This window comes from Ruegeria sp. AL11, assembly GCF_056540865.1.
This window is the reverse complement of sequence record NZ_JBQFXO010000011.1, coordinates 191,751-214,529: the sequence shown is the minus strand read 5'-3', so window position 1 is coordinate 214,529 and position 22,779 is coordinate 191,751. Positions and strand designations below refer to the sequence as shown.

The following is a 22,779-nucleotide window of genomic DNA, read 5'->3' as shown; positions in this document are numbered from 1 at the left end:
GCCCTGCAGCTTACTGCGGGATCTCGCCTTCCAGACCTTCGATGTAGAAGTTCATACCTGCCAGCGTTCCGTCATCTGCGACCTCACCTTCGGCCAGCCAGTCGCTGCCATCCTGCTTTTTGATCGGGCCGGTGAAGGGGTGGTATTCACCTGCAGCCATGGCCGCTTTCAGCGCCAGAGCCTCTTCTTTGACATCAGCGGGAACTGCATCCGAGATCTCGCCGATTGCGACCATACCCTCGCGGATGCCGTCCCATGTGTTGGCGCTTTCCCATGTGCCATCCATGACGGCCTTGGTCCGTGCGATGTAGTAGGGCGCCCAGTCATCGATGATCGAGGATACGCGCGGGAACGGGGCGTACTCGCTCATGTCCGAGGCCTGACCGAAGGTCACGACATTGCCAGCCTCTTGCGCAGCCGCCTGAGGCGCGGTCGAGTCGGTGTGCTGCAGGATCACGTCCGCGCCCTGTTCGATCAGAACGGTAGCGGCGTCAGCCTCTTTCGCAGGGTCGAACCAAGTGTAGGCCCAGACGATCTTGAACTCGACATCCGGGTTCACCTTCTTGGCGTGCAGATAGGCCGAGTTGATGCCGCGGATCACCTCAGGGATCGGGTAGGACCCGATATAGCCGATGGTGTTCGACTTGGTCATCTTACCCGCGATGTGGCCCTGAACGGCGCGGCCTTCATAGAAACGGGCCGAGTAAACCGCTACGTTGTCGGCGGTTTTGTAGCCGGTGGCGTGTTCGAATTTCACGTTCGGGAATTTCTTCGCCACGTTGATGGTCGGATCCATATAGCCGAACGAGGTGGTGAAGATCAGGTCAGCGCCTTCCAGCGCCATTTGCGTCATGACGCGCTCGGCATCCGGGCCTTCGGGAACGGATTCGACAAAGACGGTTTCAACCTTGTCGCCGAACTCTTCCTCAACGGCCAGGCGACCTTTGTTGTGTTCATAGGTCCAGCCGCCGTCGCCCACAGGGCCGACATAGACGAAGCCGACCTTGGTTTTGTCGTCGGCGGCCATGGCCCCCGAGGCCAGACCCAGCGCCATGGCGGCGCTTGCCAGAAGTGTCGTGAATTTCATGTGTTACTCCCCAAGTTGGTTCAGTTGGCCCCTAGTGCGAGGCGTGGAAAATCCGGCCCAGTGAGGCAGGTGCGCTGCTCTTGTCGGCCGAAAGGATCACAAGCACAAGGATCGTGATGATGTAGGGCGACATTGCCAGATACTCGACAGGAATGGCAACGCCTGCTGCCTGCAAATTAAGCTGCAACACGGTGATGCCGCCAAACAAATAGGCACCCAGCAAGGCACGCCATGGCTTCCAGCTGGCGAACACCACCAGCGCCAGTGCGATCCAGCCGACGCCGGCGGTCATGCCCTCCGTCCACTGAGGGACCCGGATCAGGCTGATATAGGCGCCGCCCAGCCCGGCGCAGGCCCCGCCGAACAGGATCGCCATGATGCGGATCTTGATGACTTTGTAGCCCAACGCATGCGCTGCATCGTGGTTTTCACCCACCGCGCGCAGGATCAGACCAACACGTGTGTATTTCAGCGTCGCCCAAACACCCGCAGTCAAAGCGATGCCGACATAGAGGATCGGGTCATGCTGGAAAAAGATCGGCCCGATGACCGGGATATCGCTGATCAAGGGGATATGAATATCCCCCATGCTCGGCGGTTTGACCCCCACATAACTTTGGCCCAAAAGGGCACTGAACCCAAGGCCGAATAGAGTCAGCGCAAGGCCACTGGCCACTTGATTGGCCAAAGCAACCTGCGTCAGCAATACGAACAGCAGAGACAGCACAGCACCACCGATCGCTGACGCAATGAAGCCAAGCCAGGGCGAGCCGGTCTCGACCGAGATCGCAAAGCCGCTGATGGCGCCGACGATCATCATGCCCTCAACGCCGAGGTTTAGAACGCCTGCTTTTTCGACGACCAATTCTCCGATCGCAGCCAAAAGCAGGGGGGTTGCAGCCACCATCAGCGAGGCGACCAAAAGGACGGGATTGATTTCACCAAGGTCCATTATGCCACCTCGCTACGGGCCGCACGAATGCGGTAGTTTGTCAGAAGATCGAATGCCAGCAGGAAGAACAGGAGCATCCCCTGGAACACCTGAATGGCAGCGGCAGGCAGGCCGAGCTGAGACTGCGCGATTTCACCGCCGATATAGGTCAGCGCCATCAAGCCACCGGCCAGCAGGATACCCACCGGGTGCAGACGGCCAAGGAAGGCCACAATGATCGCTGTGAAACCGTAACCTACGTTAAAGTCGATGCTGACCACACCCGAAGGACCGGAGACTTCGAACATCCCCGCCAGACCGGCCAGAGCGCCGGACAGGCCCAGACAAAACAGGATCAGACGGGCAGGATTCACACCAGCAAACTTTGCAGCACGCGGAGCTTCACCAGTCAAACGGATGTGAAAGCCCAGCATGTGCCGGTTCAAAAGGACATAGGAAAAGATCACTGCGATCAGGGCTGTCACGACACCCCAGTGCATCCCCGATCCCGCGATCAACTCGGCATTATGCGCGCTGTCATAGGATTGCAGGTTGCGCGACCCGGGAAAGCCGAACCCTTCAGGGTTCTTCAACAAACCAAGCGACACCGAGGCCAACATTTGCTCGGCCACGTAAACCAGCATCAGCGAGACAAGGATTTCGTTGGTGCCGAATCGAACCTTCAGAAAGGCCGGGATCATCGCCCAAAGCCAGCCGCCGAACGCGCCTGCGATCACCATGATCGGAAAGATGTAGAACGCGTCCAGAGGGTAGAAGGCCAGCCCGGCCCCGGCCCCGAAGATGGCGCCCATGATGTACTGCCCTTCCGCCCCGATATTCCAGATGCCGGCTCGGAAACCCAACGCCAGGCCGATCGCAATCAGCACCAATGGCGCGCCTTTAACCAGCAGTTGCGGGCGGTAGTAAAATGCGAACTCGCCGAACAAGGGCTCCCAGAAGATGGTGCCGATGGCCTCGATCGGGTTTTTGCCCAGAATGGCGAACAAGATGCCGCCGAAGACCATCGTAGCAATCACCGCCACCACGGGTGTCGCATAGGACCACGCTTTTGACGGTTGCGGTCGTTTCTCCAACACAATCATGTACTTATTCCCCGCCCGTCTTCATCTTTTTCCAAATATTCTCGCCGAAGGCGACGCGACAGATCACACATGCGCCACCTCCATGCCATGGGCGCCGCCCATCATCAGGCCGATCTCGTCAACGGTCAGGCCTGTTGTCTCCCGAGGCGCACTCAGCCGCCCTTCGTTCAGGGCCGCAAAACTGTCCGAAATCTCCATCAACTCGTCCAAATCCTGGCTGATGCAGATCACCGCCGTTCCCTTGGCCGCCAGATCCAGAATGGCCTGCCGGATCGACGCAGCCGCTGCCGCATCCACACCCCAGGTCGGTTGGTTCACCACCAGCACCTCAGGGTTCTGCAAGACTTCCCGACCAATCACGAATTTCTGCAGGTTCCCGCCTGAAAGCGACCGTGCCGCGTTTTCGGGGCCGGGCGTTCTGACGTCAAACGCGCTGATAATCTTTTCAGCGAAGCTTTTGGTTTCGGACCATTTGAGGAAACCTTTGTTTTCCAAACCTTCGCGCACGGATCCTGTCAACAGAGCGTTCTCGGTCAAGCTCATATCCGGTGCAGCGGCATGGCCCAGACGCTCTTCTGGCGCAGTCAGCACGCCAAGTTTCCGGCGGGCAGTAGGGCCGATTTTGCCGATCTGCTGACCATTGAACTTGATCGCATCGGCAGGGGTTTGAATCTCACCGGACAGCACGCCCAGCAACTCATCCTGACCATTGCCAGCGACACCGCCGATGCCAAGAACCTCACCCTTGCGGACCGTCATATGAACGTTCTTCAGCGCCGTTCCGAATTCCGAAGGTGATGGCACCGATAGACCGCTGACATCCAACGCAACCTCGCCGAACTCACGGCCCGAGCGTTCGGGCGTTTGCAGCGTTGATCCCACCATCATTTCGGCCATGTCGCGTGCCGATGTTTCGGCCGGAATACACTCGCCCACATTCTTGCCCAGACGCAGGATCGTGGCGTGGTCACATAGCGTGCGGATCTCTTCGAGCTTGTGTGAGATATAGAGGATCGAGGTGCCCTCAGACCGCAATTTGTTCAGCGTCTCGAACAGGATTTCGACCTCTTGCGGGGTCAGCACGCTGGTTGGTTCGTCCATGATCAACAGCTTGGGGTCTTGCAGCAGACAGCGGATGATCTCGACCCGCTGACGCTCTCCCGCGGACAGATCACCTACCGTGCGGTATGGGTCCAAAGGCAAGCCGTAGGTCTCGGACACTTCGCGGATCCGCGAGGCCAGATCGCCCATCGGCGGTGGGTTTTCCATCCCCAACGCAATATTCTCGGCCACGTTCAGCGCGTCGAACAGTGAGAAGTGCTGGAACACCATCGCAATCCCATCCGCCCGCGCCGCGCGGGGTTCCGCTGGGGCAAAGGGTTGGCCGCGCAACATCATGGTGCCGCTGTCTGGCTTCACCAGCCCATAGATCATCTTGACAAGCGTGGATTTCCCCGCGCCGTTTTCGCCCAAAAGCGCATGTACTTCGCCTTCGCCGATGTCGAATGACACCTGATCATTGGCCACGACGCCGGGATAGGCCTTGGTCAGCCCTTGCAGGCTTAAAAGAGGAGTGGTCACGCGCTCAGGTCCTTCTTCAACTCAGTCTGTCGGGCCGGACGCAGAAGCTGCGCGGCGACGCCAACGGCGATCATTTGCGGGTGTTTGCCCAGAGCGGGATCGCCGATTGGACAGGTGATCCGGCTGATCTGTTCAGGTGCACGCCCAAGAGCTGCCAGCCGCGACCGGAATCGCGCCCATTTCGTAGCCGAGCCGATCAGCCCCGCAAAGCGGAAATCATGCGAAAGCAGCCGGTTGCACAGCTCTAAATCCAGATTGTGTGAATAAGTCAGCACAAGATGCTCGGCATTGGGCGGTGCATGGCGAACCAGCTCGGCCGGTTTGGCCGCTGGAATTGTGGTGACACCTGCTGGGACCGAGGCCGGGAAGCGCTCGGGTCCGGTATCGACCCAGGTGATCGCGATGTCGGGCAGGGGGGACAGAACGTCCACCAGTGCTCGACCTACATGTCCCGCACCCCAGATCCACAGGTTTCGGGTTGGCTTGTGAACGGGTTCCACCATCCAGCCGTCGATCATTTGCGGTGCGGGGGCAATCCCCTGACCGCGCGCAGTTGTCAGCAACCGTTTCACGGAGAGAGGCATTTCGCCTGCAGAAGCGGACCGCGCTATGACCGTGTCGTCGAGAGCTTCAAGTGCCTTGTGATCAAAGACCTCGCTGAACAGTGAAACTGCACCGCCGCAGCATTGGCCCAACTCGGGGCCAAGCGCGTGATGGGTTAGACGGTTGGGGAGGGATTGGGACCGTGCAGCTTCGGCGGCCTGAAACTCCAACGTGCCACCGCCGATCGTTCCGCTCTGGCCATCCGGCCAGACCAGCATCGAAGCGCCAACCTCTCGCGGGGACGACCCCTTGATCGCGGCGATGACCACGCGGGTGACTTTCCCGTGGGTTTTGACCGCCTCCCTCAAAGCCTCCAGATCAAATCCCATCAGATGCCTCCCTTCATCCGCTGAACGCCGCGCCAGACTTCCTCGGCCGTGGCAGGAGCATCCAGCGCCGGATAGCTGTCGCCACAGGCTGCGACCGCGTTCGACAGGGCCAACCATGCCGAGATACCCAGCATGAAAGGCGGCTCACCCACCGCTTTCGAGCGATAGATCGTATCCTCGCGGTTCTCGCCATCCCAAAGCGCGACATTGAAGATGTCGGGCCGGTCCGAGCAGGCTGGAATCTTGTATGTCGAGGGCGCGTGTGTGCGCAGGTTGCCCTTGCCATCCCAGACCAGTTCCTCGGTCGTCAGCCACCCTGCACCTTGCACATAGCCGCCTTCGACCTGTCCGATATCGAGCGCCGGGTTCAGCGATGCGCCCGCATCATGCAGGATATCGGTGCGCAGAATGCGGTTCTCGCCGGTCAGCGTGTCGATGGCGACCTCGGTCACCGAGGCCCCATAGGCAAAATAAAAGAACGGACGCCCACCGCCAGCGATCCGGTCCCATTCGATCTTGGGCGTTTTGTAGAAACCGGTTGCCGAAAGGCTGATGCGCCCCTGATAGGCCAGTGCTGCGGCTTCGGCGAACGTGTAGCGTTCCGCACCGACTGAGACATGACCGTCTGCAAAGGTCACCGTCGACGGGTCGGCCTGATGACGCTCGGCCAGATAGTCGGCCATGCGGTCGCGGATCGTGTCGCAGGCGGCTTTGACCGCCATACCGTTCAGGTCACTGCCCGAAGACGCCGCCGTGGCCGAGGTATTGGGCACTTTGGCCGTATCGGTTGCGGTGATTTTGACCATCTCCAATGGAATGCCAAAGCGCGACGCAGCGACCTGTGCGACTTTCTGGAAGAGGCCTTGCCCCATCTCGGTGCCGCCATGGTTCAAGTGGACCGAGCCATCCTGATAAACATGCACCAACGCACCCGCCTGATTCAGGTGGGTCAGCGTGAAAGAAATCCCGAACTTGACCGGAGAGAAGGCGATACCCTTCTTGATCACACTGTTCTCGGCATTCCACTTTTCGACAGCCGCTTTACGCGCGGCATAGTCGCTGGATTTTAGCAGAGCTTCGGTGATGCCATGCAGTTCGAAATCGCTGACCTCCATACCGTAGGGCGTGGTGTTTCCGCCTGCAGGCAGAGGGCGAACGGGCGCCTCGCCCATCTCAACTGCGCCCCGGCTGGTTAGGTCTTCATGCGGATCGGGGTGTCCCAATAGTTTCGCTGCCGGTGCAGCCTCAGCGATCTTGTGGGCGGGTTCGTAAAAGTTACGACGGCGCAGTTCGACCGGGTCCAGACCCAGCGCATGCGCGGCGTGGTCCATCACGCGTTCTATCCCGACCATACCCTGAGGGCCCCCGAACCCGCGATAGGCGGTGGCGGATTGGGTGTTGGTCTTCAGCCGGTGGCTCTCGATCCGGGCATTGGGCAGGAGGTAGGCGTTGTCGGAATGCAGCATCGCTCGGTCGGCGACGGGCAAAGACAGGTCCTGTGCCCAGCCGCAAATCGCGTGGTGTAGGAACGAGACACCCTGAATATGGCCGTTCTCGTCGAACCCGGCTTTGTAGGAAATGCGGAAGGCGTGGCGCTTGCCGGTGATGATCATGTCATCGTCGCGGTCATAGCGCATTTTGCAGGCTTTGCCGGTTGCGCGCGCGGCTATGGCACAAGCCACGGCCAAAGCGTTCCCCTGGCTTTCCTTGCCGCCGAACCCTCCGCCCATCCGGCGGGTTTCCACCCGGACCGCGTGCATGGGAACGCCCAGCGCATCGGCCACCTTGTGCTGGATCTCGGTCGGGTGCTGAGTTGAGCTGTGGACCAGCATATCCGCGCCTTCATTGGGCACGGCAAGGGCCGCCTGACCTTCGAGGTAGAAATGTTCCTGCCCGCCGAGCTCGAAGCTTCCTTCGATGATATGGGGGGCACTGTTGATGGCGGCATCCGCGTCCCCCTTGGCGTAGATGCGGGGGCCATCCTCGAAACGACTGTCGGCGGCCATAGCGTCTTCGATGGTCAGGATCGGGGTGTCTTCGGCATAGTCGATCTTGCCCAACCGCGCGGCCTTTCTGGCTGCGAGATGGCTGGTGGCGACGACCAGAAACAAGGGCTGTCCGACATAATGAACCGTGCCATCCGACAGCAGTGGCTCATCATGGATCGAGGGCGAGACATCGTTGGCAAAAGGAAGGTCTTCGGCCGTCATCACCTGCACCACGCCATCCGCAGCTTTCACTGCCGACAGGTCCATCGCACTGATCGTACCTTTGGCAATCGGGCTCAGACCAAAGGCCAGATGCAGGGTGCCCTTTGGCGTCGGGATGTCATCCACATAGCGTGCGGCGCCTGCCACATGCAGCGGGGCCGCGTCGTGGGGGAGGGGTTTGGTCACGCTCATGCCGTCACCTTCAGCACGTCGGTCACTTCGCCCTGATCTTCCAGAAAATACCGTTCCAGCATCGCTTTGGCCGTCTCCAGCCGATAGGTTGCCGAGGCGCGCATGTCCGTGAGTGGTGAATAATCCTCGGCAAAGCTGGGCAGCGCGGCGTCAATCACCTCGCGCGTCCAGGGTTTGCCGATCAGTGCGGCCTCGACATGTGTTGCCCGTTTCGGAGTACCAGCCATACCACCAAACGCGATGCGCGCTTTAGTGACGGTTCCCTCTGAGACGGTGATATTGAAACACCCGCAAACGGCCGAGATATCCTGATCGAACCGTTTGCTGAGTTTGTATGCCTTCAGTCGATCCGCCTGACGCGGGAAACTGACGGCCTCGACAAATTCACCCGGCGCGCGGTCTTGTTTGCCGTAGTCGATGAAGAACTCTTCCAAAGGAAGGGACCTGCGGGCGTCGCCTTTGCGAAGGTGTAGAGTTGCACCCAAAGCGATCAGGGCAGGTGGGTTGTCCCCGATGGGTGAGCCATTAGCGATGTTGCCGCCGACGGTGGCTGCGTGGCGCACCTGAACGCTGGCATAGCGGCGGATCATTTCGGCGTAGGAGGGATGGAGGTGGACGAGAGCATCGCCCATCCGGTTCATGTCGACCATTGCCCCGAAGCGGATTTCGTCATCGGTGATTGTGATCTGTTTTAGGTCTTCGCAGCCGTTGAGGAAGATCACCGGGTCAAGCTCACGCAATTGCTTGGTGACCCAAAGGCCGACATCGGTTGCACCGGCGATGAGTGTCGCGTTGGGGTACTGGGTATAGACTTCCGCCAATTCGTCGGATGACCTGGGGAGGAAGGTCGGTTCTGCCCCCCGGCCTGCGGCCTCCCCCCGAGGTATTTTTGAACAAGAGAAGGACTGGTCGTCAGTGATCCATTGCGGGACGGGATGTGGTTCGGCGGCTTTCGCGGCGCGGATGATCGGGGCGTAGCCGGTGCAGCGGCACAGGTTGCCGGCCAGTTGGGTGTCGTGGTCGGTTGCGCCATTCACGTGACTTGCAACCATCGACATCACAAAGCCGGGGGTGCAGAAGCCGCATTGCGAACCGTGCAGATCGACCATTGCGCTCTGGACTGGATGAGGTTCATCGTTTGGGCCGCTTGCGCCCTCGACGGTGCGGACGGCTTTGCCATGCAGTTGGGGTAAGAACAGGATGCAGGCGTTCAGGGCCTTGGCGCTGCCCTCTTCTGTGACCATCACGGTGCAGGCGCCGCAATCGCCTTCGTTGCAGCCTTCTTTGGTGCCGGTCAGGCCACGCTCTTCGCGCAGCCAATCCAGCAGGGTGACCGTCGGACTGACATCCGACAGCTGCACTGTCTCTCCGTTCAGAAGAAACGTGATGTCCATTCGTGAAACCCGTCGCCTTACCCGGTTGCGCCCGTTGGGCCCTCCTTCGATGCGACGTAGAAAGAGTGGCGGGCGAAGTGCTTGCCGTCAGATGTTAGAAACAGCGCACCTTATCTGGCAAGAAAAACTGCCTATATGATGCACCATTGGACCCGCACGGCCTGTGAATGTTGCAGTTGTTTAGAAGTCAGGCACTTGTAAATAAAGACCATTTTTGAAGCGATGCCGAGTCTGGCCCGAAGCACCTTCTAAAAAATCAGAATAATCTCTGCTGATTTTTTAAGCAGTCCACAGAGTCGGTTCCCGCTTTTTCGTCGCTGCTGACTGGGATAGCTTGCGGGGTATGAGCAGTACCCCTCGATTCATTCACCTTCGCGTTCACACTGAATATTCCCTGCTGGAAGGCGCTGTGCGGCTGAAAAAGCTGCCCGGTCTTTGCGAGAAGGCCGAGATGCCCGCCGTTGCGGTGACCGACACCAACTCGATGTTCTCGGCACTGGAGTTTTCAATCACCGCCAGCGGGGCCGGGATTCAGCCGATCATGGGGTGTCAGGTTGATCTCACCTATGTGCAACCGCAACCCGGTGAGAAGCCGAAAGCGCCTGCGCCTCTGGTGCTGCTGGCGCAGTCCGAGGTTGGGTATGAGAACCTCATGAAGCTGAGCTCCTGCCTCTATGTGGACAAAGGCGGGCAGTTGCCGCAGGTCACGTTGGAGGAGCTGGCGGATCGGTCGGAGGGTCTGATCTGTTTGACTGGTGGACCAGAAGGCCCAGTGGGAATGTTGCTGCAGCAAGGTCAGCGCCCTGCAGCTGAGGCTCTGGTCGACCGGTTGGCGGGGATGTTCCCGGATCGTTTGTATATCGAACTGCAACGCCATCCGGGCGAGGACGGCCAGCCTGAGGCCGAGCGCCTGACCGAGCGCGGTCATGTCGAGATGGCCTATGCCAAGAACCTGCCTCTAGTCGCCACCAATGATGTCTACTTTCCAACCTCGGATATGTATGAGGCCCATGATGCGCTGATCTGTATCGCCGAGGGGGCCTATGTCGATCAGCAAGCCGGTCGCCGCCGTCTGACCGCGCAGCATTATTTCAAGTCGCAGCAGGAAATGGTGACTCTGTTCGCGGATTTGCCCGAGGCCATCGAGAACACGGTCGAGATCGCGCGCCGTTGCGCCTTTATGGCCTATCGCCGTGATCCCATTCTGCCCAAGTTTGCCGATGATGAAGTGGCCGAACTGCGCCGGATTGCGAATGAGGGTCTGCAGAAACGGCTGGCCGTGATCCCTCATGCGGTGACGCCTGAGGAATATCAGGAACGTTTGGATTTTGAGCTCGGGATCATCGAGGGCATGGGGTTCCCAGGCTACTTCCTGATCGTTGCTGACTTTATCCAATGGTCCAAGGATCATGACATTCCGGTTGGGCCGGGGCGGGGGTCCGGTGCGGGGTCTCTGGTGGCCTATGCGCTGACGATCACCGACCTTGACCCGCTGCGCTATAGCCTGCTGTTCGAAAGGTTCCTGAACCCCGAGCGGGTCTCGATGCCGGATTTCGATATCGACTTCTGTATGGATCGCCGGGAAGAAGTGATCCGCTACGTGCAGCAGAAGTATGGGCGCGACAAGGTGGGGCAGATCATCACCTTTGGTGCGCTTTTGTCGAAGGCTGCCGTGCGCGACATCGGGCGGGTATTGCAGATGCCATACGGGCAGGTGGACCGCCTGTCCAAGATGATTCCAGTTGAGGGGGTGAAGCCTGTCTCGATCGAAAAGGCCCTGAAGGATGAGCCGCGCCTACGCGAAGAAGCGCGGAATGAAGAGGTGGTGGAGCGTTTGCTCAACTATGGCCAACAGGTTGAAGGGCTTTTGCGGAACGCCTCGACCCACGCGGCGGGTGTGGTGATTGGCGACCGGCCGTTGGAAGCGCTAGTGCCGCTTTATCAGGACCCTCGGTCCGACATGCCTGCGACCCAGTTCAATATGAAATGGGTGGAGCAGGCCGGGCTGGTGAAGTTCGACTTTCTCGGTTTGAAAACGCTGACTGTGATCCAGAATGCGATGGACCTGATCTTCAAATCCGGGCGGCCTCTGCATGTCGCGGCCGACGGAACGGAGCTTTATGAACCAGCCGAAGGGGCCGAGAACCAGATCAACGCTATCCCGCTGGATGATGAGGCGACATATAAGCTCTATTCGGCTGCCAAGACGGTGGCGGTGTTCCAGGTGGAATCCTCGGGCATGATGGATGCGCTCAAACGCATGAAACCCACCTGTATCGAGGATATCGTGGCCCTTGTAGCGCTGTATCGCCCCGGTCCGATGGAGAACATCCCGACCTATTGTGAGGTCAAGAATGGGCTGCGGAAAATTGAATCCGTGCATCCTCTGATCGATCATATTCTTGAGGAAACGCAGGGCATCATCGTCTATCAGGAACAGGTAATGCAGATCGCTCAGGTGATGGCAGGGTATTCCCTTGGCGGCGCTGACCTGTTGCGCCGTGCAATGGGTAAGAAGATCAAAGAGGCGATGGATGCCGAGCGCCCGAAATTCGAAAAGGGCGCTGCAGAAAATGGCGTGGATGCCAAGAAAGCCTCCGAGGTGTTCGACCTTCTGGAGAAATTCGCCAACTATGGCTTCAACAAATCCCACGCGGCCGCCTATGCGGTGGTCAGTTACCAGACCGGCTGGCTGAAGGCGAACCACCCGGTTGAGTTCATGGCAGGCGTCATGAACTGCGATATCCACCTGACCGACAAGCTGGCCGTTTACTTCGAAGAGGTCCGCAAGGGGCTGGATCTGCCTTACATCCCGCCTTGCGTGAACCGCTCTCAGGCCACTTTTGATGTGGACAGCGGGCATCTGGTCTATGCGCTGGGCGCGTTAAAAAACGTCGGTGTCGAGGCGATGAACCTTGTGGTTGATGGGCGTCGTGCCGGAGGCGCGCCAGACCAAGAGGGCGACAAACCCTTCGTCAACCTCTTCGACTTTGCTCGTCGCGTTGATCTGAAAAAGGTCGGCAAGCGCCCGTTGGAAATGCTGGCACGGGCCGGGGCCTTTGATGAACTAGACAAGAACCGCCGCCGCGTGTTCGAAAGCCTCGATCCGCTAGTGCAGTATTCGGCGGCGATCCACGAACAGAAGAACTCGAACCAGGTGTCATTGTTTGGCGAGGCGGGGGACGACCTACCCGAACCGCGCCTGTCGCCGACGCCGGATTGGCTGCCTGCCGAACGCCTGAGCGAAGAGTTCAAAGCCATCGGTTTCTACCTGTCGGGCCATCCGCTGGACGACTACATGCCTGCGCTGAAACGCAAACAGGTGCTGACCTTGGATGAGGTGACGGAAAAGGCGCGCTCTGGCCCTCTGATCGCGAAGATGGCCGGGGTTGTTGCCGGCCGGCAGGAACGGAAATCGGCCCGCGGCAATCGCTTTGCCTTTGCGCAGCTTTCGGACCCGACTGGAGCGTATGAGGTCACGCTATTCTCAGAAACGCTGGAGAAAACGCGCGAATATCTTGAGACGGGCGCACAGGTGGTTCTGACCGCCGAAGCGACGATGGAGGCCGATCAGTTGAAACTGCTGGGTCGCTCGGTTGGCCCGGTGGATTCGGTTGTGGCCGAGGCGGGCGCGACCGGCCTACGTATCTTCGTCGATCAGCCGCAGGTCTTGCCCACGGTGGCAACCGTGCTGGCAGACGCGGCCAGTGCTGCGAAAGGGGCTGCCAAAGGGCCGATCCAGCTGTGCCTGATGGACCCAGGACTTCCGGGCGATGTCGAGATGGATTTGGGGCAGGACTTCCCGATCAACCCGCAGATCAAAGGCGCGATCAAGTCGCTGGATGGCGTTCTGTCAGTGGAAGAGGTCTGATCCCGGCTTTGTTGCCACGGCGATGTCCCCCGGCTAGGCTGTACCTGCATATTCTGTGAAAGATGAAACAGGAGGGTTAGGGTTTGGCACTTTCAGCTATGGGCTCCAAAGCGTTGGTATTGGCGGGGGCGATCTCGCTTTCCGTGGCGACTGCGGCTTTTGCGGACGACAAAAAGAAGAAGCAGACAATCGAAGGTGCATTGATCGGCGCCGGGGTTGGGGCCCTGATCGGTGACGGCAAGGGCGCGGCAATCGGCGGTGTGGCCGGTGCGATTATCGGACATAACTGGAAGTGATTGCGATGCGGATGAAAACTCTCAAGCCTGTTGTGTTGGCATCACTTTTGATGGCTCCGGTCTTTGCTTTGGCCGACGAAGCCGCTCAGCAGATGGTGCAAGATGCCCTGCCTGTCATGCACTACACCTGCGCCTCAATCGCCGAAGAGGCGGACGGGGATGAGGCCTTTGTTGTCGAGGTTGTGGGCAAGATGACGGCTCTGTCGCTCTACAATCGACAGATCAATATCGAGGACCACGTCTCCACGGATGAAGACAAAGCGCAACTGCGCGAAGCGTTCATCGCCGCTCTGTCCGAGGGCTGTGCTGCGGATAAAAATGCCCTTCTTGGCGGGGTTGTTGATAGCGCGGTGAAATCGTCGCTGGGTTTGTGAACACAATTATCCTGTATTGCGTCCCGACGCGGGCAAATCGTGGCCGAATTTCAGTTGCTCGATCGTAGAGCCGGCAAGCCCACGCCAGTGCTTTCGAACCCGCCGTCGGACGCGATCACCTGACCCGTTACGTAGCTGGCTTTGTCCGAACAAAGGAAATAGATCACCTGCGCGATCTCATCCTCCGAACCGTATCGGTTCAGTGGGATAGCGTCATGATAGGCGGCGATGATTTCGGGCGAGTGGACTGCCATCGCAAGCTTGGTCCGGACCGGGCCAGGACACACACAATTGGCGCGTATACCGAATTCTCCTAGTTCGGCGGCTTGTTGCTTGGTCAGGTGGATGACACCCGCCTTCGACGTTCCGTATGCGACGCGAAGTGTGCTCGCCCTCAGCCCCGAAATCGATGCCATGTTTACGATAGCGCCACGGCTTTTGCGTAGGGCCGGTATAGTCGCCTGAGAGACTAGAAACACGCCATCAAGGTTGGTTTCCATAACCCGACGCCACACTGCGAAATCGTGTTCCTCAATTGGCCCGAAATCTGCGACACCCGCGTTGTTCACCACAGCATCAACGCGAGTGAATTCGGTGAGAACGGCCTTGACCACGCCAACAACCTGATTTTGATCCGAAACGTCCGCGACGAACGCAACCGCACCGTCTAGATCCTTTGCGGCAAGAGAAAGCGCCTCAGAGTCGCGATCGATCATCGCAACGTTCCAGCCGTTTTGTAGAAACAGTTTTGTTGTCGCAAGCCCGATGCCACGCGCGGCACCTGTGACAAGAGCAAGTTTGTTGGCCAATGAACGTCTCCTGCCAGTGAACTGATGTTAAAGTATTAGCCTACCAACAAGATTTCGAAAGGTAACCCTGTGACTAGTATAGGGCGTGACCAGCAAGAACCAGAAAAGCAGGCATCAACATCGAAATCTGTCTCAATAATGCGGCGGGCGTTCGTCTCCGAACACGACCCCGCCCGAGCCTTCCTGCGCCCGTTCGGCCTCGCGCTGCAGCAGCATTTCGACGCGGCGGGTCAGGCGGTCGATTTCGGATTGTTGACGTGTGACGACGGTGTTCAGCTCTTCGACCGTTCGGGTCAGATGGGCGATCTGTTCTTCCAGATGCTGCATGTTGATTTCCTGTGGGGTCTCCTTCAGGGACGGTCATAGCGGGCCTGTAAAGCCAAGACCAGCGAAAGCGCGCCTTGCCCCGATGCGGGCCATGGGATAGACCGCGCGCGGAACAATACCCGTGAAGGACGCCCCCGATGGCCAAGCCCAAGAAACAGCCCCGCCCCAAGGCCGTAACGCCGAAAGGGTTCCGTGACTATTTCGGCGAGGAAGTCACACAGCGCACCGAGATGCTGCGGACGATTGCAGGCGTGTATCATCGTTATGGGTTCGATGCTTTGGAGAGCAGCGCGGTCGAGACCGTCGAGGCGCTGGGCAAGTTCCTGCCCGACGTGGATCGCCCGAACGAAGGCGTATTCGCATGGCAGGAATTCGACGAGGGCGGCAACGGCGACTGGATGGCCCTGCGCTATGACCTGACCGCGCCTTTGGCCCGCGTCTACGCGCAGCACCGCAACGACCTGCCGACGCCCTATCGCCGCTACGCGATGGGTCCGGTCTGGCGCAACGAAAAGCCGGGGCCGGGGCGGTATCGTCAATTCTATCAGTGCGATGCGGACACTGTCGGCACCGCCTCGATGGCGGCTGATGCCGAGATCTGCGCGATGCTGTCGGACACACTGGAGACCGTCGGCATTCCGCGTGGTGATTATCTTGTGCGCGTGAACAACCGCAAGGTTCTGAACGGCGTGCTTGAGGCAATGAGTCTTGGCGAAGACGCCGCCGCGCGCGACAACGTTCTGCGCACCATCGACAAGTTCGACAAGGTCGGTGAGGCCGGTGTCCGAGAGCTGCTGACCAAGGGCCGTCTGGATGCATCTGGTGCGTTTATCGACGGTGTAGGGCTGAGCGATGATCAGGCCGAGCCGGTGCTTGCCTTCCTGACCTCCAAAGCTGCGGATACCGCCGGAACGCTCGCGAACCTGCGTGCGGCGGTTGGCGACAGCAAGATCGGTGCGGATGGCATTGCTGAACTGGAACAGATCGGTTCGCTGCTGGATGCGGGCGGCTACGGTTCGGACCGGATCGAGATCGACCCGTCGGTAGTACGCGGTCTCGGCTACTACACCGGTCCGGTTTATGAAGCCGAGTTGACCTTTGAGATTTTCGACGAAAAAGGCCGCAAGCGGCAGTTCGGTTCGGTCTCGGGCGGCGGGCGCTATGACGATCTGGTCAAGCGCTTCACCGGGCAGGAGGTGCCTGCAACGGGTGTGTCGATCGGCGTCGACCGTCTGCTGGCCGCTTTGCGCGAAAAGGGTCGTCTCAGCGCGCAGGCGACAGGGCCTGTGGTCGTCACCGTTATGGATCGCGACCGTATGGCCGACTATCAGACGATGGTGGCTGAGCTGCGGAATGCCGGCATTCGGGCCGAAGTCTACTTGGGCAATCCGAAGAACTTTGGCAATCAGCTGAAATATGCAGACAAACGGAATTCTCCCATCGCGGTGATCGAAGGCGGTGACGAAAAGGCCAATGGCATCGTTCAGATCAAAGACTTGATCCTTGGTGCCAAAATCGCCGAAAGTGCCACGCTGGAGGAATGGAAAGAACGCCCCAGCCAGTTCGAAGTGCCGCGCGGTGATCTGGTCGCCAAGGTGCGTGAAATTCTGGACAGTCAGGACTGAACCATGGCCAACCGTTCCCAGATACAGGCCCGCGCCGCGATGATGCGCGTCCGGTTCGAGGCCGCAGGTGCGCAGGTGGTCGATACGCCTCTGCTGCAACCGGCCGAGACACTGTTGGACCTCTATGGCGAAGACATCCGCGGGCGTGCTTATGTCACGTCGGACGCTCTGCGGGGCGAGCAGATGCTGCGCCCGGATTTCACTCTGCCAGTGGTGCAGATGCACATGAGCGACGGCGCAGAACCCGCGCGCTATACCTATTCCGGAGAGGTCTTTCGCCGTCAGGAGCATGACCCGGACCGGTCGAATGAATATATCCAGGTGGGCTATGAGGTCTTTGATCGCGACGATCCATCCGGCGCGGACGCCGAGGTGTTCTCGCTGTTTGCGTTGCAGTTGCGGGGTCTGCCTTTGCGGGCGGCGACCGGGGATATCGGAATTCTGACCGCAGCCGTCGAGGGCCTTCGCACGACCGAGCGTCGCAAGACCGCTCTGATGCGGCATCTGTGGCGCCCCCGCCGGTTCCGCATTCTTCTGGATCGGTTTGCAGGTCGCAAACCCGGCCCCGAAGGGCGCGACGAGTTGCTGAATGCCGCAGACCCTTTGGACAACGACATTCCGATGATCGGTAAGCGCCGTGCCTCCGAGATCGAGGCGCGGATCGAAGCTTTGCGTGAAGACCGTGACACGCCGCCTATCTCAGACAACGAACTGGCCGGGTTGGAAACGCTTTTGAATGTACGCGAGACCATGCCATTTGCGTTGGAACAGCTGCGCGATGTGGCGGTCGACCTGCCGCGGATCTCGCAAGCGCTTGATCGGCTTGAAGCCCGGATCGCAGCGATGCAGGCGCGGGGTGTGGATGTTGAACGGTTGGATTTCGAGGCAGCGTATGGCCGGACCTCGATGGAGTATTACGACGGGTTCGTCTTTGGCTTTTATGCCGAAGGCCGCCCCGATTTACCTCCGATCGCGACTGGCGGGCGCTATGATGCGCTGACCCGGCAGTTGGGCAATGGCGAAGAAATTCCGGCTGTTGGCGGTGTCATCCGCCCCGACCTGATGCTCGAGATCGAGGAGGACGCACAATGAGCCTGAAACTGGGCGTGCCTTCTAAGGGCCGGTTGATGGAAAAGACCTTCTCGTGGTTCGAAAAGCGCGGCATTACCTTGTCGCGCAGTGGATCGGACCGGGAATATGCAGGCAAAGTCGAGGGGATTGACGGTGTCTCGCTGATCCTGCTGTCAGCGGGGGAAATCCCGCGTGAGCTGGCAGCAGGTCGCATTCACCTTGGCGTTACGGGCGTCGACCTTGTGCAGGAAAAGCTGCCCCGCTGGGAACAGCAGGTTGAAGAAATCGCCGCGCTTGGCTTTGGCAAGGCGGATCTGATCATCGCCACGCCTGCCTGTTGGGTCGACGTGGATACGCTGGACGATCTGGATGCAGCCGCCGCCGCGTTCCGCAGGACACACGGTCACCGGCTGCGGATTGCGACCAAGTACCATCGTTTGGTGCGTGAGTTTCTGACCGATGCCGGGGTGGCCGACTATGCTCTGGTCGACAGCCAGGGCGCGACCGAAGGCACCGTGATGAACGAAACGGCCGAGGCCGTTGCCGATATCACCTCGACCGGTGAAACACTGCGGGCCAATCACCTGAAGATCCTCTCGGACGGTCTCATCCTGCAATCGCAAGCGACCCTGTGGCGCAGCCGTGTGGCGAGCTACGAGGCGGGCGACAAGACGGTTTTGTCCGAACTGTTGGATTGCCTGCGCTGACTACAATATGCCGATTTCGGCCAGAGCGCGGTTCAAATCGTCGGGCAGGGCGTCGTCCTGCTCACGCGATTTTGGAAGATCGGCTGGGGTGTCTTCGGGTTTCAGATAACGCCAGCCCTGAAAGGGGCGTTTCAGGGCGTTCTGGGTGCGATGCAGCTCTGGGTCGAGAACGATGGCGCAGCGACGGATGCCGTCCTCACCACGTACCTCGTCAAGGCGCAGGATGCGCTGGCGGCATTGGATCACGCCTTTGATCACCCAATAGATCGAACCTCCGTTCAGAATCTCGGCCTCGCGCTTTGGCCACATGCGCGTGACGTGGCGCGGGCAGCCATCTGCATAAAGCGGCTTGCGGCTTTCCTGCCAAGCCATCAGCGTGTCGACGCTCTCTGACCCGACCGAAAGTTTGACGAGGTTTACGAATTTATCCACAGATTACCTACAGAGTCGCCCCAAAGGAATTGGTTAAGAAGGTAGGGTTAACGGACTATTGCATCAAGTCATAGTAGCGCTAGGTGACCAATTTGGTCTATCTTGTATGCCTCGCAGCTGAATAGGAATCACCAATGAGCCGCTTTGCCGCCCCCATCGCCGAGCAGATCTGGGACATGAAATACCGCTTTAAACAGGCGGATGGCACGCCCATCGACCAGACGGTCGAAGACAGCTGGCGGCGTATCGCGCGCGATCTGGCGCGAGTCGAGAAAGACTCGGCGCATTGGGAAGAAAAGTTCTACGGCGCGCTGGAGGATTTCAAATATTTACCTGCCGGTCGCATTACCGCAGGCGCTGGCACCGCACGGCAGGTGACTCTGTTCAACTGCTTCGTCATGGGCACCGTGCCCGACAGCATGGGCGGCATCTTCGATATGCTGAAAGAGGCCGCGCTGACCATGCAGCAGGGTGGGGGAATCGGCTATGATTTCTCAACCATCCGTCCGCGGGGTGCGGATGTGAAAGGGGTGGCAGCGGATGCATCGGGGCCGTTGTCGTTCATGGATGTCTGGGACGCAATGTGCCGCACGATCATGTCCGCAGGCTCGCGCCGGGGCGCGATGATGGCGACGATGCGCTGCGATCACCCCGATATTGAACAGTTCATCACTGCCAAGTCTGACCCGGCCCGTCTGCGCATGTTCAACATGTCGGTGCTGGTGACTGACCCTTTCATGGAGGCAGTCAAGGCCGATGGCCCGTGGGAGCTGGTGTTCGGTGGCAAGGTCTATCACACCGTTCAGGCGCGGGACCTGTGGAGCAAGATCATGCAGGCGACCTATGACTTTGCCGAGCCGGGCGTGATCTTCATCGATCGTATTAACGCGGCCAACAACCTGAGCTATGTCGAGACGATTGCCGCCACCAACCCTTGTGGCGAGCAACCTCTGCCTCCTTATGGCGCGTGTCTGTTGGGGTCGATCAATCTGGCCCGGTTGGTGGCCGAGCCTTTCGATGACGCCGCGCGTCTGGACGAGGACGCTCTGAAAGAGCTGGTCGCCACCGCTGTGCGCATGATGGACAACGTGGTGGACGCGTCAAAATTCCCGCTGCCCGAACAGGAGGCCGAGGCGCAGGCCAAGCGCCGCATCGGGTTGGGTGTGACAGGTCTGGCGGATGCGCTTTTGATGTTGGGCCTGCGCTATGGCTCTGACGAGGCGGCGCGTCAAACCGAGCGCTGGTTGCACGCGATTGCCCGCGCCGCGTATCTGGCCTCGGTGCAATTGGCGAAGGAAAAGGGGGCGTTTCCCTTGTTCGATGCCGAGAAGTTCCTAGCCAGCGGCACGATGCAGCAGATGGATGACGATGTGCGCGATGAAATCCGCGCGCATGGGATCCGTAACGCGTTGCTGACCTCAATCGCGCCGACGGGCACGATCTCTCTCTATGCGGGGAACGTGTCGTCGGGGATCGAGCCGGTCTTTGCCTATGCCTACACGCGTAAGGTGTTGCAGAAGGACGGCTCGCGCACCGAAGAAGAGGTGGTGGACTATGCCGTGCAGTTGTGGCGCGACAAGTTTGGCGACAAGGACCTGCCGGAGTTTTTCGTGAATGCGCAGACGCTGTCTCCGTCCGATCACGTGAAAATGCAGGCCGCCGCGCAGAAATGGATCGACAGTTCGATTTCGAAAACGATCAACTGCCCTGAAGACATCAGTTTTGATGCCTTCAAGGATGTCTATATGCAGGCGTGGGATCAGGGCTGCAAAGGCTGCACGACCTATCGCCCCAATGATGTGACCGGCTCGGTTCTGACCGTATCGGAAAGTGCAGACACGGCGCCTGGTGAAAGCGCGGCTGCACCGCATGAGGTCGATGGCGGTGACGTCGTTTACATGTCCGAGCCGCTGGACCGCCCGCAGTCACTAGAGGGGTCGACCTACAAGTTGAAATGGCCCGACAGTGAGCATGCGATCTATCTGACGATCAACGATATTGTCATCGGAGGCCGTCGCCGTCCGTTCGAAGTGTTCATCAACTCGAAGAACATGGAGCATTACGCTTGGACGCTGGCGCTGACCCGCATGATCTCGGCCGTTTTCCGGCGGGGTGGGGATGTGTCCTTCGTGGTCGAAGAGCTCAAGGCCGTGTTCGACCCGCGCGGTGGAGCTTGGGTGAAGGGCAAATATATCCCCTCGATCCTGGCAGCGATTGGCGGGGTGATCGAGCAGCACATGGTCAATATCGGCTTTCTCGAGGGAGAGGGGATGGGGCTGAAGTCTGACCCTCAGGCGCAGGTCGTCAACATGGATGCACCGCGCGGCAAGGCATGCCCGTCTTGTGGGCAGTATGACATGGTGATGATAGAAGGCTGCATGACGTGCAGAAGCTGCGGTCACTCGAAATGTGGCTGAGGTGAGGCGCAGAACCCGTTTGTGTGAACGGCAAGGAAAAACGAACGCATTTCGTTAGTATTGTCGCCTATACGCAAGGTCATTTGCGCCCACAATCCGACACTCTTGGGTTTTTAGGGAAGAAAAGGCGCCGGGTTTTTGATCGCCGGGAGTTTTTTGTGCGAGTTGGGAAGTAGGAAGTACACACCGAAATCTCGCGAGGTTTGTACAACAATAGAAGATTGACTTGCTGCCCGGATCGCATCTGCAAGTGTCATTCCCTGACGAACAAGAACATCAACTTGGCGCAGCTTCTGAACTATTTCCTCTTGCTTGTGTCTCTTGTTCGACATTCGCGGTCGACCGTTTCTCAAACAGAACGGTGGACCAAATCAAACGAAGCACTCCATCGCGTTAATTGTTGAAGAACTCTGCCACTGCATCGGTCGACGCATTCACGGCCTCGGGCTTGTAGTAAAAGTCTACGTGGCTGAATTCATCAAACGCCAGCTCTTTGTGGTCATTGGTCAGTTTCTCGACAAATGCGGTCGAGCAGATCGCTGTGGAGGCATTTGTACCGTAGATGGTCAGCGAGGGCTGCACGATTTTATCTGCATAGGCTTCACAAATTGAGAACAAAGACTGCATGGGCTGATCAGCAATGTGCATGTTGGTATAGTTGGGAACTGCAACCGGCCCCTTAGCACCATCACGGCCGTAACAGTCATAGGTTTCGCCAGCCATGTCTGGGTAGGCGGCCGCTACCGTGAACTCTTCACGAGACATTTCGTCGTTCAAGCCGAACGGTACAACGTAGTCTGGCTCGCCGGTTTCATATTGCTTCTGCATCGAGGCATTTGCTGCGTCGATCATCTGATTGGCCATTTCGCGGTCGGTCCACTGGAACGCGTCCGACGCCATCATGCCCGACACCATAGCGATTTTCTTGATACGGTGGTCTGTCACCGCTGCCGATGCGATGGTTTGACCGCCCTGACAGACGCCCAGGCCATAGATTTCTTCGACGAAGGGTAGCGTACCCAGGTACGAAACCGCGTCCCAGGTGTTTTCAATCAGGCGGAAGTTATAGCGCGAATGTTTGAATTCGCCGGGCAGTGCGGGGCTATCGCCCATGCCCAGATAGTCGAAACCGAAATAGATGAAGCCACGTGCCGCCATTTCAGGGCCGTAGGTCGCTGGTATTTGATCCTTGACCTGCGGGAACGGGCTGGCTCCCACGATGGCCTTGTAGGTCTTGGTCTCATCAAAACCTTCGGGCAGGTAGAGATCACCGGCCAAATCCACGCCAAAAGATTTAAAGGTCACTGCGTTTTTGCCAGCGATGAAAGTTTCGGAGGTCATGGTATGGGTCCTTTCGAGGTCGAGCAGGATTGCACCTTGCTAAAGTAAATCGCCTTGTTTACTTATGTTGAGGAGGTGA

Annotated in this window: 18 protein-coding genes; 7 read left to right on the top strand and 11 right to left on the bottom strand. The window is 59.1% G+C overall.

All coding sequences use genetic code 11. From position 1 onward, the window contains the following. Positions 1-10: 10 nt before the first annotated feature. The 7 genes from ACR0IP_RS18550 to xdhA all read right to left on the bottom strand — a co-directional run bounded on the left by ACR0IP_RS18550 (position 11) and on the right by xdhA (position 9,430). Positions 11-1,087 (bottom strand): BMP family ABC transporter substrate-binding protein, encoded by a 1,077-nt coding sequence (locus ACR0IP_RS18550; RefSeq protein WP_480527168.1) that lies wholly within the window; start codon positions 1,085-1,087, stop codon positions 11-13. Between the two features lie 31 nt (positions 1,088-1,118). Then, positions 1,119-2,039 carry an ABC transporter permease gene (locus ACR0IP_RS18545; RefSeq protein WP_170374475.1) on the bottom strand — a complete coding sequence of 307 codons (921 nt, stop codon included), beginning with the start codon at positions 2,037-2,039 and terminating at the stop codon, positions 1,119-1,121. Beyond that, positions 2,039-3,121, bottom strand: a complete 1,083-nt coding sequence (locus tag ACR0IP_RS18540; RefSeq protein ID WP_170374478.1) for an ABC transporter permease — start codon at positions 3,119-3,121, stop codon at positions 2,039-2,041. Before ACR0IP_RS18540 ends, ACR0IP_RS18545 begins: the two co-directional genes overlap by 1 nt. Positions 3,122-3,184: 63 nt before the next feature. Next, complete coding sequence (locus tag ACR0IP_RS18535) at positions 3,185-4,702, bottom strand: ABC transporter ATP-binding protein (RefSeq protein ID WP_480527165.1); 1,518 nt, start codon at positions 4,700-4,702, stop codon at positions 3,185-3,187. Next, positions 4,699-5,634: a xanthine dehydrogenase accessory protein XdhC gene (gene xdhC / locus ACR0IP_RS18530; RefSeq protein ID WP_480527163.1), complete on the bottom strand. Its 936-nt coding sequence runs from the start codon at positions 5,632-5,634 to the stop codon at positions 4,699-4,701. The genes ACR0IP_RS18535 and xdhC overlap by 4 nt, the downstream gene beginning before the upstream one ends. Further along, complete coding sequence (gene xdhB / locus ACR0IP_RS18525) at positions 5,634-8,036, bottom strand: xanthine dehydrogenase molybdopterin binding subunit (protein ID WP_480527161.1); 2,403 nt, start codon at positions 8,034-8,036, stop codon at positions 5,634-5,636. Before xdhB ends, xdhC begins: the two co-directional genes overlap by 1 nt. After that, complete coding sequence (xdhA, locus tag ACR0IP_RS18520) at positions 8,033-9,430, bottom strand: xanthine dehydrogenase small subunit (protein ID WP_480527159.1); 1,398 nt, start codon at positions 9,428-9,430, stop codon at positions 8,033-8,035. Before xdhA ends, xdhB begins: the two co-directional genes overlap by 4 nt. A 343-nt stretch (positions 9,431-9,773) precedes the next feature. Between xdhA and dnaE the strand changes: the two genes are divergently transcribed. The 3 genes from dnaE to ACR0IP_RS18505 all read left to right on the top strand — a co-directional run bounded on the left by dnaE (position 9,774) and on the right by ACR0IP_RS18505 (position 13,971). Next, positions 9,774-13,301, top strand: a complete 3,528-nt coding sequence (dnaE, locus tag ACR0IP_RS18515) for a DNA polymerase III subunit alpha (protein ID WP_480527157.1) — start codon at positions 9,774-9,776, stop codon at positions 13,299-13,301. Positions 13,302-13,384: 83 nt separating this feature from the next. Further along, the gene (locus ACR0IP_RS18510) at positions 13,385-13,597 is read left to right on the top strand and encodes a YMGG-like glycine zipper-containing protein (protein WP_419738497.1); all 213 of its coding nucleotides are present in this window, start codon (positions 13,385-13,387) and stop codon (positions 13,595-13,597) included. 11 nt (positions 13,598-13,608) lie between these two features. Then, a complete protein-coding gene (locus ACR0IP_RS18505; protein WP_480527154.1) occupies positions 13,609-13,971 on the top strand; it encodes a hypothetical protein in 363 nt (120 codons plus the stop codon). A gap of 50 nt (positions 13,972-14,021) precedes the next feature. Here ACR0IP_RS18505 and ACR0IP_RS18500 read toward each other — a convergent pair whose 3' ends face one another. Both ACR0IP_RS18500 and ACR0IP_RS18495 read right to left on the bottom strand, forming a co-directional pair. Further along, entirely contained in the window at positions 14,022-14,780 is a 759-nt protein-coding gene (locus tag ACR0IP_RS18500; RefSeq protein WP_170689214.1) for an SDR family oxidoreductase, read from the bottom strand. A gap of 132 nt (positions 14,781-14,912) precedes the next feature. Next, the gene (locus tag ACR0IP_RS18495) at positions 14,913-15,107 is read right to left on the bottom strand and encodes a SlyX family protein (protein ID WP_170440680.1); all 195 of its coding nucleotides are present in this window, start codon (positions 15,105-15,107) and stop codon (positions 14,913-14,915) included. Between the two features lie 137 nt (positions 15,108-15,244). On the opposite strand from ACR0IP_RS18495, the gene hisS reads away from it, so the two are divergent. Genes hisS through hisG form a run of 3 tightly spaced genes read left to right on the top strand, consistent with a single transcriptional unit; the run spans position 15,245 to position 18,510 of the window. Further along, entirely contained in the window at positions 15,245-16,732 is a 1,488-nt protein-coding gene (hisS, locus tag ACR0IP_RS18490; protein WP_480527152.1) for a histidine--tRNA ligase, read from the top strand. A gap of 3 nt (positions 16,733-16,735) precedes the next feature. Then, on the top strand, positions 16,736-17,824 hold the full coding sequence (locus ACR0IP_RS18485; RefSeq protein WP_480527150.1) for an ATP phosphoribosyltransferase regulatory subunit: 1,089 nt from the start codon (positions 16,736-16,738) through the stop codon (positions 17,822-17,824). Next, the gene (gene hisG, locus ACR0IP_RS18480; RefSeq protein WP_480527148.1) at positions 17,821-18,510 is read left to right on the top strand and encodes an ATP phosphoribosyltransferase; all 690 of its coding nucleotides are present in this window, start codon (positions 17,821-17,823) and stop codon (positions 18,508-18,510) included. The genes ACR0IP_RS18485 and hisG overlap by 4 nt, the downstream gene beginning before the upstream one ends. Here the strand turns inward: hisG and ACR0IP_RS18475 are convergent, their stop codons facing one another. Then, a complete protein-coding gene (locus ACR0IP_RS18475; RefSeq protein WP_480527146.1) occupies positions 18,511-18,942 on the bottom strand; it encodes a DUF1489 family protein in 432 nt (143 codons plus the stop codon). A 134-nt stretch (positions 18,943-19,076) separates the two neighbouring features. Here ACR0IP_RS18475 and ACR0IP_RS18470 point away from each other — a divergent pair, with 134 nt between their 5' ends. Then, positions 19,077-21,359: an adenosylcobalamin-dependent ribonucleoside-diphosphate reductase gene (locus ACR0IP_RS18470; protein WP_480527144.1), complete on the top strand. Its 2,283-nt coding sequence runs from the start codon at positions 19,077-19,079 to the stop codon at positions 21,357-21,359. Positions 21,360-21,752: 393 nt separating this feature from the next. Here the strand turns inward: ACR0IP_RS18470 and ACR0IP_RS18465 are convergent, their stop codons facing one another. Then, on the bottom strand, positions 21,753-22,700 hold the full coding sequence (locus ACR0IP_RS18465) for an alpha/beta hydrolase (RefSeq protein WP_480527142.1): 948 nt from the start codon (positions 22,698-22,700) through the stop codon (positions 21,753-21,755). Positions 22,701-22,779 lie beyond the last annotated feature (79 nt).

Bases quoted from the DNA above. Each gene is read 5' to 3' on its own strand.
- ACR0IP_RS18540 (WP_170374478.1), bottom strand. From the start codon at position 3,121: ATGATTGTGTTGGAGAAACGACCGCAACCGTCAAAAGCGTGGTCCTAT.
- hisG (WP_480527148.1), top strand. From the start codon at position 17,821: ATGAGCCTGAAACTGGGCGTGCCTTCTAAGGGCCGGTTGATGGAAAAG.
- ACR0IP_RS18550 (WP_480527168.1), bottom strand. From the start codon at position 1,087: ATGAAATTCACGACACTTCTGGCAAGCGCCGCCATGGCGCTGGGTCTG.
- xdhC (WP_480527163.1), bottom strand. From the start codon at position 5,634: ATGGGATTTGATCTGGAGGCTTTGAGGGAGGCGGTCAAAACCCACGGG.
- hisS (WP_480527152.1), top strand. From the start codon at position 15,245: ATGGCCAAGCCCAAGAAACAGCCCCGCCCCAAGGCCGTAACGCCGAAA.
- ACR0IP_RS18495 (WP_170440680.1), bottom strand. From the start codon at position 15,107: ATGCAGCATCTGGAAGAACAGATCGCCCATCTGACCCGAACGGTCGAA.
- ACR0IP_RS18465 (WP_480527142.1), bottom strand. From the start codon at position 22,700: ATGACCTCCGAAACTTTCATCGCTGGCAAAAACGCAGTGACCTTTAAA.
- dnaE (WP_480527157.1), top strand. From the start codon at position 9,774: ATGAGCAGTACCCCTCGATTCATTCACCTTCGCGTTCACACTGAATAT.
- xdhB (WP_480527161.1), bottom strand. From the start codon at position 8,036: ATGAGCGTGACCAAACCCCTCCCCCACGACGCGGCCCCGCTGCATGTG.
- ACR0IP_RS18470 (WP_480527144.1), top strand. From the start codon at position 19,077: ATGAGCCGCTTTGCCGCCCCCATCGCCGAGCAGATCTGGGACATGAAA.
- ACR0IP_RS18545 (WP_170374475.1), bottom strand. From the start codon at position 2,039: ATGGACCTTGGTGAAATCAATCCCGTCCTTTTGGTCGCCTCGCTGATG.
- ACR0IP_RS18505 (WP_480527154.1), top strand. From the start codon at position 13,609: ATGAAAACTCTCAAGCCTGTTGTGTTGGCATCACTTTTGATGGCTCCG.
- xdhA (WP_480527159.1), bottom strand. From the start codon at position 9,430: ATGGACATCACGTTTCTTCTGAACGGAGAGACAGTGCAGCTGTCGGAT.
- ACR0IP_RS18485 (WP_480527150.1), top strand. From the start codon at position 16,736: ATGGCCAACCGTTCCCAGATACAGGCCCGCGCCGCGATGATGCGCGTC.